Below are 8,044 nucleotides of genomic sequence, written 5' to 3' on the forward strand. Positions count from 1 at the left end.
TACTCCAAGAACTCCGCTCACTGCCATCAGCCAATTACGCCGAGCACCAGTGGCAATTGCTCGACAGCCTGACCAGTATATTGCCGATACTCGTCGCACAATTAACCATTGTCTTTAAACAACAAAGCGCCACCGATTACACCGCTATTAGCCAAGCGGCGTTGCTTGCACTGGGCGATGAAGATTCGCCCACTGATCTTGCGCTGCAACTGGATTATCGCATCCGCCATATTCTCGTCGATGAATTCCAGGATACCGCCAGCCCACAGCTGGAGCTGTTGCGAAAACTCACCAGCGGTTGGCAAGCAGGCGATGGTCGCACGCTATTTATTGTGGGCGATGGCATGCAATCCTGTTACGGCTTCCGCAACGCCAATGTGGGTTTATTTTTGGATGCCCGCCAACAAGGCATAGGTTCAGTCGATTTAACAGCGCTGGATCTGCGTGTCAATTTCCGCTCACAAGCGGGTGTAGTGCATTGGGTTAATAGTATTTTTCAAAACGCGTTTCCGGCACAAGATGATATAAGCCGCGGTGCGGTAAGTTATTCCCCGTCTGTCGCCTTTAAACCAGCAATTGATGGTGATGCGGTAAATTTTTATGCGTGCACTTACTCTACCGAAAAATCGGCAGAAAAAAATCATGATGGCGACGATGACGATGTTCCATCGCGCATAAATGCCCAGCAACAAGAAGCCGAAAAAGTCGTTGAGTTAGTACAACAAGCGCGCTATGACAATCCCAATGGTAGCGTTGCAATTCTGGTGCGTACGCGCAATCACCTCGCACGCATTTTACCTGCGCTGACAGCTGCCGGTTTGCACTATCAGGCAACTGAAATTGATCGCCTCGCCAGCCGCATGGCGATTATGGATTTACTCTCGCTCACCCGCGCACTGTTAAATCCAGCGGATCGCATCGCATGGTTATCGGTGTTGCGTGCACCCTGGTGTGGTTTGGACAATAGCGACCTGCACTGCATAACCACGGCAAATCTCGCCGAACAAAACCCGCGCGCTAACGAAACGGCATTTGCCGTGCTTTGGCCACAACTTGCATTGCATGAGCAGATCAGTGGCGTGAGCGAGAGCGGAAAAACAATTCTCGCAAGAGTGGTTCCAATTATTAAACACGCATTGCAAGAGCGCTACCGCAAACCACTGCGCCAATGGGTTGAAGGAATCTGGTTTGCTTTAGGTGGACCTGCAACCTTGCTGGACGCCAATGACCGCGACAATATCAACAGCTTTTTTGCGCTGCTCGACAAACATCAACAAGGCGGCAGCATTCGCGATTGGCAAGCGTTTAACAATGCTATCGAACGTTTATTTGCCGCACCGCGTGCCGATGCCGACCCCAAACTACAAGTGATGACCATCCACAAATCCAAAGGTTTGGAATTTGATACGGTTATTATTCCCGGCCTTGACCGCAGTGCGCGCAAAGACGATAAACAATTATTGCTCTGGCAAGAGCGCATTAACCATCACGGCGAGAAACAATTATTACTCGGCTCGCTTGCTGCCACCGGCAAAGAAGAAGACGGCCTCTACACGTTTATGCGTCGCGAAGCAGATAAACAACAAGCCTTTGAATCGACACGACTGTTATATGTAGGCTGCACCCGTGCGATTAAACGTTTGCATTTAATCGCTTGCATCAATACCAAAGAAGATGTATTAGTCGCACCTGCCAAAGTATCGCTACTGCACAGTATTTGGCCGTTTGTAAAAGACAATGCAATTAATGTATCCAGCAATAACGCTAACAACCGCAACATTTCTTCTCCGGAAAATACCAAACCGGGGCTACAACATATTTTGCGCTTACCCGCACATTGGCAAACGCCTGTACTAACCGATGTCACCTTGCTCAAAGATTATCGCGGCCACGAATTTAGCATGAGCGAAAGTGACAACCCGCTCAATATTCCTGAAGTTGAAACCACCGGTGCCCGCCTCGCCCGCCATACCGGCACAGTCATTCACAATGCTTTGCAAGCGCTGGTCGAAAACAAACTGGTCACCCATCGCGATTGCATCGCCGCCGATACGTTTATCAAGCAGCAACATAATTTCTGGAAAATCCAACTGCAACAACTCGGCTGGAGTGGCGACAATCTCAACCGCGCCTTACAAAAAATCACCACCGCAATCACTAACATACTAACCAGCGAAAAAGGCCGCTGGCTGCTCAATAGCGACCATGAACAAAGCGCCTGTGAATTATCGCTAATGCAAAAAGACAAACAGGATGTGCGCGAACATATAATCGACCGCACGTTTATCGCCGATAGTGTGCGCTGGATTGTGGATTACAAAAGCAGCGAGCCCGAAGCCGGACAAAGCCTGGAAGATTTTGTTGCGCAAGAGATGGAAACCTACAAGGGGCAGTTGCAACGCTATGAGAAGTTGATGGGCGCCGTTGAATCAGTGCCGATTAAAACAGCACTGTACTTGGTGAGCGCCGGAAGGTTTATTGAAACACTGTAGACTGTCGTGATGCTTCACGTTGTCACTTTCTAATCCGCGTAAATTGCCGTTTAAGCAGGTGGCATTTTCGCAAATACCGGCAATGCCGAATCAATGTGATCCCATGCATAACCGCTATCGTGATAAGTGACCATTTGCGGGCTGTAACGATGTGGCTCATCCAGACTCGCGGCGCGCACAGTTAAAATAGCCGGGTTTGCCGCAAACGTAATGTAGACCGGCGACCCACATTTGGGACAAAAGGCGCGGGTTTTTATATTGCCACTGTCGGCAGTCATATCCCACAGCGATGCCTGCCCCGAAAGGTTTACATTAGCGCGCAGAAAAACCACGTGGGATGCATGCCCGGTACCACTTTCGCGCGAGCAATCGCGACACTGGCAGTCAACGCACACTAGAGGTTCCCCCGCAATTTCATAACGGATTGCACCGCAGGCACAACCGCCGGTATAAGGTTTGCTCATGATTTTCTCCAATCAAACCGTGATTTAATGAGTTGAAAAACCCAGGGGTTTTCCGGTTTCCAAAAACGATTTAAGACTGGATAACACCAGCGGCCAACCGTAAGAAATTCCTTTTAATCCTTCCGCGGTTAAATCTTCATGCGTTACGGTCAAGCGCACTTTTTCGCCAATCTCTTCCAAATCGATGCTCACTTTTGAGTGGCGGGTTTTATCGGCAGAGTGTTCAGGGGTGATCCAGGTAAACACGAGTCGCTTATTCGGAATCGATTCCACTACAGTGCCAATGCGCTTCACAGTACGTTGTTCATCATCGCCAATATGTTTCCAGCTTGAGCCCACTTGCCAATCAGACTCCAATTCAATTTGCCACCACTGCCGCGATAAATCGCCTTGCACTAGCGCTTGCCAGACCTTTTCCGCCGTAATCGCTATGTAGGTCACGTACACAAATTTTTCATTGTTCATGTTTTTTTCCTTCAAGTTTGGTTTTGAAACTGTGCAACGCATCCAACCGCTCCCGTTCGAATTTTTGAATCCAACGGGTGTAAATATCGTGGATAGGCACAGGGTTGAAGTAATGGAGTTTCTCGCGCCCCTGCCACTGCACTGAAATCAAATTCGCATCTTCTAGCAAACCGAGATGTTGAGTGACCGACTGCCGCGCCATCGCCAACTCGTTGCATAATTCACTTAACGTCTGCCCGTTTCGGGCATGCAAAAGATCCAATAGCTTGCGCCGGTTCGGATCGGCAAGCGCTTTAAAAACCAGGTCTATTTCAGTCATCGAATAATTCTAAGGTGAGAAATTAACATGCAGGTATTTGCCTGCATTTAAATTATAGGCAGGCAAAAACCTGCATGTCAAACAAAAATAAGTCCCTCTAAAACTGTTGCTGCCGGGTGCACCAAGCCAATTGGTTAACATGTACAGATGGCACCGAGTCTGTTTGATCGATATCAAGACCCCAGCGCGCCCACCTGTTTTAATAGCCCAACCATTTAGGAGCCAAACATGAGAGCGCGAATTTACAAAAAAATGGCCGGAACATCCGCCGTATTTATCCCCGCCAATTTCAACCACGCATCCCCCGTTGAACGCGATGGCCTAACCTGGACAGATACCGAACTCAGCATGCCGGAAACCCCACAAACCTTGCAGTGGAAACCTCCACTCGATATTTCATTGGCATTAGAAGGTTTAGAGGAATACGACCCACCTACTCCTGGTGATGCCCGTTACATAATCAAGCTGGGGATTGGATTTGTGTATATTGGAAAAATTCGGGGATGGGTAGCGCTAACGGATTTTGTTTAAATCAACATAAACAATCACCTAAATTCAAACAACGCAATCACCGCCGCTACACCAGAGCAATAGGCACCTTCGATACGTGCGTCAGTAAGCCAATCGCCCGCCAGCGCTAAACCTTGCTCAGGCCATACAGCAGCGGCGCGAGCATCATGCTCCGTAGCGCGCGCAAAACGCCAGCGATGCACATAACGCACATGGATGGGCGGCAATTGCTGCCCGGGCAACCAATGTGCAAGCACGCGCATAAATTCTTCCAACATCATCGTTTGAACAATTTCTGGTAAAGCTTCCAGATGCGCGCGCGACCATTCAGCCGTGGCGTGCAGCACATAACATTCGCCCGTTTCGCGCTCGGGTTTGCGATTATTGTGGGCAATCCAACTCAGGAATCCCTCATTCACAAACGCGGCGGCAAACGGCAAGTTTAATGGATACTCAACATCCAACAACATTGCCCAGCAGGGCTCCATAATCGCGCCGGCGGCGAGTGCCTGGGCGGCGCTGCCTGCTGGAAGCAATGCCTGACTTTGTGGCGCAGGCAACGCGAGAATGAGATTAGGTGCACACCATTGCGACTGGTTTGTTTCGATTATCCAACCAGACTCGCGGTGCTGCACTTGCGTCACTTGGGTGTGGTAAAAAACCTCCAGCCCCGCCGCCCTGTTTACCAACGGCGATTTCATCTGTGGCACGCCGACATAGCGCTCGCGCGAGCGGCTTACACTCAGCTGTTCACCATCCCACACCGCGATAGGTTCGCGCCAGGGCGCGACCAAACCTGCCTCCAACCACTGTTGAACCTGCGCGCGAAATTCAGGTGAGCGCGCCGTAAAATATTGCGCGCCGTGATCCCAACAGCCGTATTCTTTTGCACGCGTTGCCATGCGCCCGCCAGGGCCGCGGGATTTTTCCAGCACACATACACGCTTGCCCATCGCACTGGCTTGCGCAGCCGCAGAAAGACCAGCCATACCTGCACCGACAACAACCAGATCAAACTCATTTATTGCTTTCAAACAAACACTCTCCACGAATTGCAACCGCATCAGTCAGTTGTGCAAACGCATTATCCAAGCCATTGGCGGTAGCCAAACCCAGTATCACACCCAGCACCGCGCCCCGATGGCAGTTGTCGCCGCCGAGATTGGCGTTGGCGATCAACCCTTGCTGCGGATCAGCGCAATATTTCCACGCGAGATACAACACGCTTGGCCATGAATCTTCGATGTAACAAGCGCGCGAAAACTTTCCACCGACAACCTGATTATCATCGTGATACTGTTGCGCGAGTTTCTGCACATCAATACCCGCCGATTGTTTTGCCGTTGCAGCAATCAACCCGCGCGCATCTTCTGTGGTACGAAATAAAAGCGCATCGATTAGCGCGACGTAAGCGTCGCAAATTTTTCCCAAATACTCATCGGGATGAGTAAAAAAGATATGCGTACGACATAAATCTTGCACACGGCTTAACGAGCGGTCATGCAACAGTTCCGCTATCGCAATGGGCGCTACCGTCACCAACCCACCGACAGACGCGGTATCGTGAGTCACAGCACCGCATTTTTCCGCTGGGCGTCCTTTGGCAAAATTGGCAAAAAATCCACGGTGATAGGATTCGGCGTAAGTATCCGGGTGCTGCGGTGTTTCAGCGGTCATAAAGGCGATGTAATTACGTAAAAAAAGCGCGGGATCATAGCGCCCCTGGTTATGCTGAATCCCCCGCATCACCATACGCATGCAATGCAGGTTAAGCGTATTCTCTCCCGCCGCCATACCGCGATGATAATGCTGATTGGCAACACCCCAATACTGGCGCTTGCCTTTCAAAATAATATCGCCCACCACTTGCGGGCCATTGCTCGCTTGTTGCGCACCGCGGCCTCCAGCGTTGGTGGAATGCAAATTCATAATGGAAGAAGGATGAAACGCGGGAGCCGCTTCGAATCTGGTGATGCCACCGGGAAATGCGGCGTATATATCCTGAGGGTTGTAAAACCAATGCACTGGCATTGCTAGCGAATCAGCAATAAAACTGAGTTGGATCGCAGCGCTCACACGGGCGCTGATGAGCTGATGACTCATTCAAAAAACTCCTGCAAACAACAATGCGGGAGCCGCGCCTACTGTAAGTACCACACGCAACTGCCAAAACCACCGCGCGATGAGCTGCACGCGCCACAAGAAAATAAAATCCAACAACAATTGCAGCACTAGCAGCGCCGCAAATCCTATCAATGCCATTTGCCGATCAAGCGTTAGTAGAAACCAGGCAAGCAAACAAGGCAACAGGCTCCAACCGAATAAAAAACCGCGCGAGGCTAAACCAACTAATCCTTGCGGCGCATTCAAGGCAATGCCCCACCAAATTGCTCCCACAAAAGCGAGTATTAGCGCGGCATAATTCACCAGATGCGCTAGCGCCGAGACAACCCAATCACCAGTCGCCCACAGCTCCGCAAACGCCAGCCCCCAAAAGGGCAAAAGCCCTAACAGGCCACCGATAACAGCGACAGGATTTGCACTCAATTGCGATTCGTTTGTATTCACTGCCCCACCTGGTATGCAAATTACATCAGCACTTTATTCGAAGGGAGGCGGAATTGAGATCAGGTCAGGTGTAAAACAATGATGGGAGAGCTACTAAAGTGCAGAATTGATTACAATACCTGGTGCTCTTAATTTTTTAATATCAAACACGTTTAACATCTTGGTAAATGGCAGAATTCGGAATTAAAAATAATAATGCTAAATCTTTCGCCAAAGATAAAAACCCAGCACTACAAACCCGCAAGAAAATAACAATCCGAAAAAATGGCCTTTAGCAAAACCAACTGCTATTACAGAATTTGCGTAATTATCCGGATCAACATAGACAGTAACGCGATCGCCAATACGCAAAACTGACGCAGGTTTGTTGATGCCGTAACCGACGGTAGTATTGCGGTATTCGTTGCCGTTAATTTCGTATTTATATTCCAACCAACGGTTAGTGACGTTGTATGGTGTTGCCAAGACGCGGTTCATATCCTCACTGCCGTTGGTGACAATTCCCTGATGGGTTTCCCAACTGGCAGCGGCCACACTGCTAATGATATTTTTCATAGTGGTCAGCAGTAGTAAGGCAGCGGCGAGTATGCATAAACCGAAGAATAAATTGCGAAAGCGTTGATAGTTTTTTTCCATTTTATCGTTCATTAAAGAAGCCTTTTCTCATCACAAAAATGTAGATGTAACCAGTAACAACAAAACGGGGATAGCAACTGATTTACTCAAGCAACTACCCCGTCGCGCGTCCAATCAAACTCCATTTGCCGCGCAGTGCGTTCAGCAAGAGACAATCCTGCGATGCGTGAAACCAGGTGGAGGCTCATATCAATACCCGCTGATATTCCCGCCGATGTCACTACAGATCCTTCATCCACCCAACGCACATTGCTGATCACATCCAGTGCGGGGAATGCATTTTTTAAATCATCTTGATCTTCCCAATGCGTTGTCACCTTATGCGTAGTCAGCAAGCCCGCTTTGGCAAGCAGAAATGCGCCTGTGCATACAGAAGCAGTGACTTGGGTGCAACTTGCAGCGCGATTAATCCAGTCATGTACCTGAGGCTTTTCCAGCTCTGCGGTAACTACACCGCCAGGAATTATGAGCAGATCCAGTGATGGGTGCGAATTGAAGTGAAAATCAGGAACAAACTTGAGCCCTGCCCTTGCACGCACAGGGTCAGGTTTTTCTGCAATGGCATACACATTGAAAACGGGGGTATCCAC

Annotated in this window: 10 protein-coding genes; 2 read left to right on the top strand and 8 right to left on the bottom strand. The window is 49.6% G+C overall.

Annotated features, from left to right (window positions below):
- On the top strand, nucleotides 1–2,492 hold a 2,492-nt coding region (locus tag ACWA6V_RS13325), incomplete at its 5' end, for a UvrD-helicase domain-containing protein (RefSeq protein WP_449522948.1).
- A gap of 50 nt (nucleotides 2,493–2,542) precedes the next feature.
- On the opposite strand, the gene ACWA6V_RS13330 is transcribed toward ACWA6V_RS13325, so the two are convergent.
- The 3 genes from ACWA6V_RS13330 to ACWA6V_RS13340 are packed head-to-tail and all read right to left on the bottom strand — an operon-like array spanning nucleotide 2,543 to nucleotide 3,740.
- On the bottom strand, nucleotides 2,543–2,956 hold the full coding sequence (locus ACWA6V_RS13330; protein ID WP_449522949.1) for a GFA family protein: 414 nt from the start codon (nucleotides 2,954–2,956) through the stop codon (nucleotides 2,543–2,545).
- 24 nt (nucleotides 2,957–2,980) lie between these two features.
- Nucleotides 2,981–3,421: an SRPBCC family protein gene (locus tag ACWA6V_RS13335; RefSeq protein WP_449522950.1), complete on the bottom strand. Its 441-nt coding sequence runs from the start codon at nucleotides 3,419–3,421 to the stop codon at nucleotides 2,981–2,983.
- Entirely contained in the window at nucleotides 3,411–3,740 is a 330-nt protein-coding gene (locus ACWA6V_RS13340; protein ID WP_449522951.1) for an ArsR/SmtB family transcription factor, read from the bottom strand. The genes ACWA6V_RS13335 and ACWA6V_RS13340 overlap by 11 nt, the downstream gene beginning before the upstream one ends.
- A gap of 228 nt (nucleotides 3,741–3,968) precedes the next feature.
- Between ACWA6V_RS13340 and ACWA6V_RS13345 the strand changes: the two genes are divergently transcribed.
- A complete protein-coding gene (locus ACWA6V_RS13345) occupies nucleotides 3,969–4,271 on the top strand; it encodes a hypothetical protein (protein ID WP_449522952.1) in 303 nt (100 codons plus the stop codon).
- Between the two features lie 14 nt (nucleotides 4,272–4,285).
- Here ACWA6V_RS13345 and ACWA6V_RS13350 read toward each other — a convergent pair whose 3' ends face one another.
- From ACWA6V_RS13350 to ACWA6V_RS13370, 5 genes are all read right to left on the bottom strand, one after another.
- Nucleotides 4,286–5,284, bottom strand: coding sequence for an NAD(P)/FAD-dependent oxidoreductase (locus tag ACWA6V_RS13350; protein ID WP_449522953.1), 999 nt, complete (start codon nucleotides 5,282–5,284; stop codon nucleotides 4,286–4,288).
- On the bottom strand, nucleotides 5,268–6,353 hold the full coding sequence (locus ACWA6V_RS13355) for an ADP-ribosylglycohydrolase family protein (RefSeq protein ID WP_449522954.1): 1,086 nt from the start codon (nucleotides 6,351–6,353) through the stop codon (nucleotides 5,268–5,270). The genes ACWA6V_RS13350 and ACWA6V_RS13355 overlap by 17 nt, the downstream gene beginning before the upstream one ends.
- Entirely contained in the window at nucleotides 6,354–6,818 is a 465-nt protein-coding gene (locus ACWA6V_RS13360) for a DUF3429 domain-containing protein (protein WP_449522955.1), read from the bottom strand. It abuts the gene before it with no gap.
- 198 nt (nucleotides 6,819–7,016) lie between these two features.
- Nucleotides 7,017–7,466: a DUF3592 domain-containing protein gene (locus ACWA6V_RS13365; RefSeq protein ID WP_449522956.1), complete on the bottom strand. Its 450-nt coding sequence runs from the start codon at nucleotides 7,464–7,466 to the stop codon at nucleotides 7,017–7,019.
- Between the two features lie 74 nt (nucleotides 7,467–7,540).
- On the bottom strand, nucleotides 7,541–8,044 hold a 504-nt coding region (locus ACWA6V_RS13370), incomplete at its 5' end, for a DJ-1/PfpI family protein (RefSeq protein ID WP_449522957.1).

The sequence above is a fragment of the Cellvibrio sp. genome, assembly GCF_053579595.1.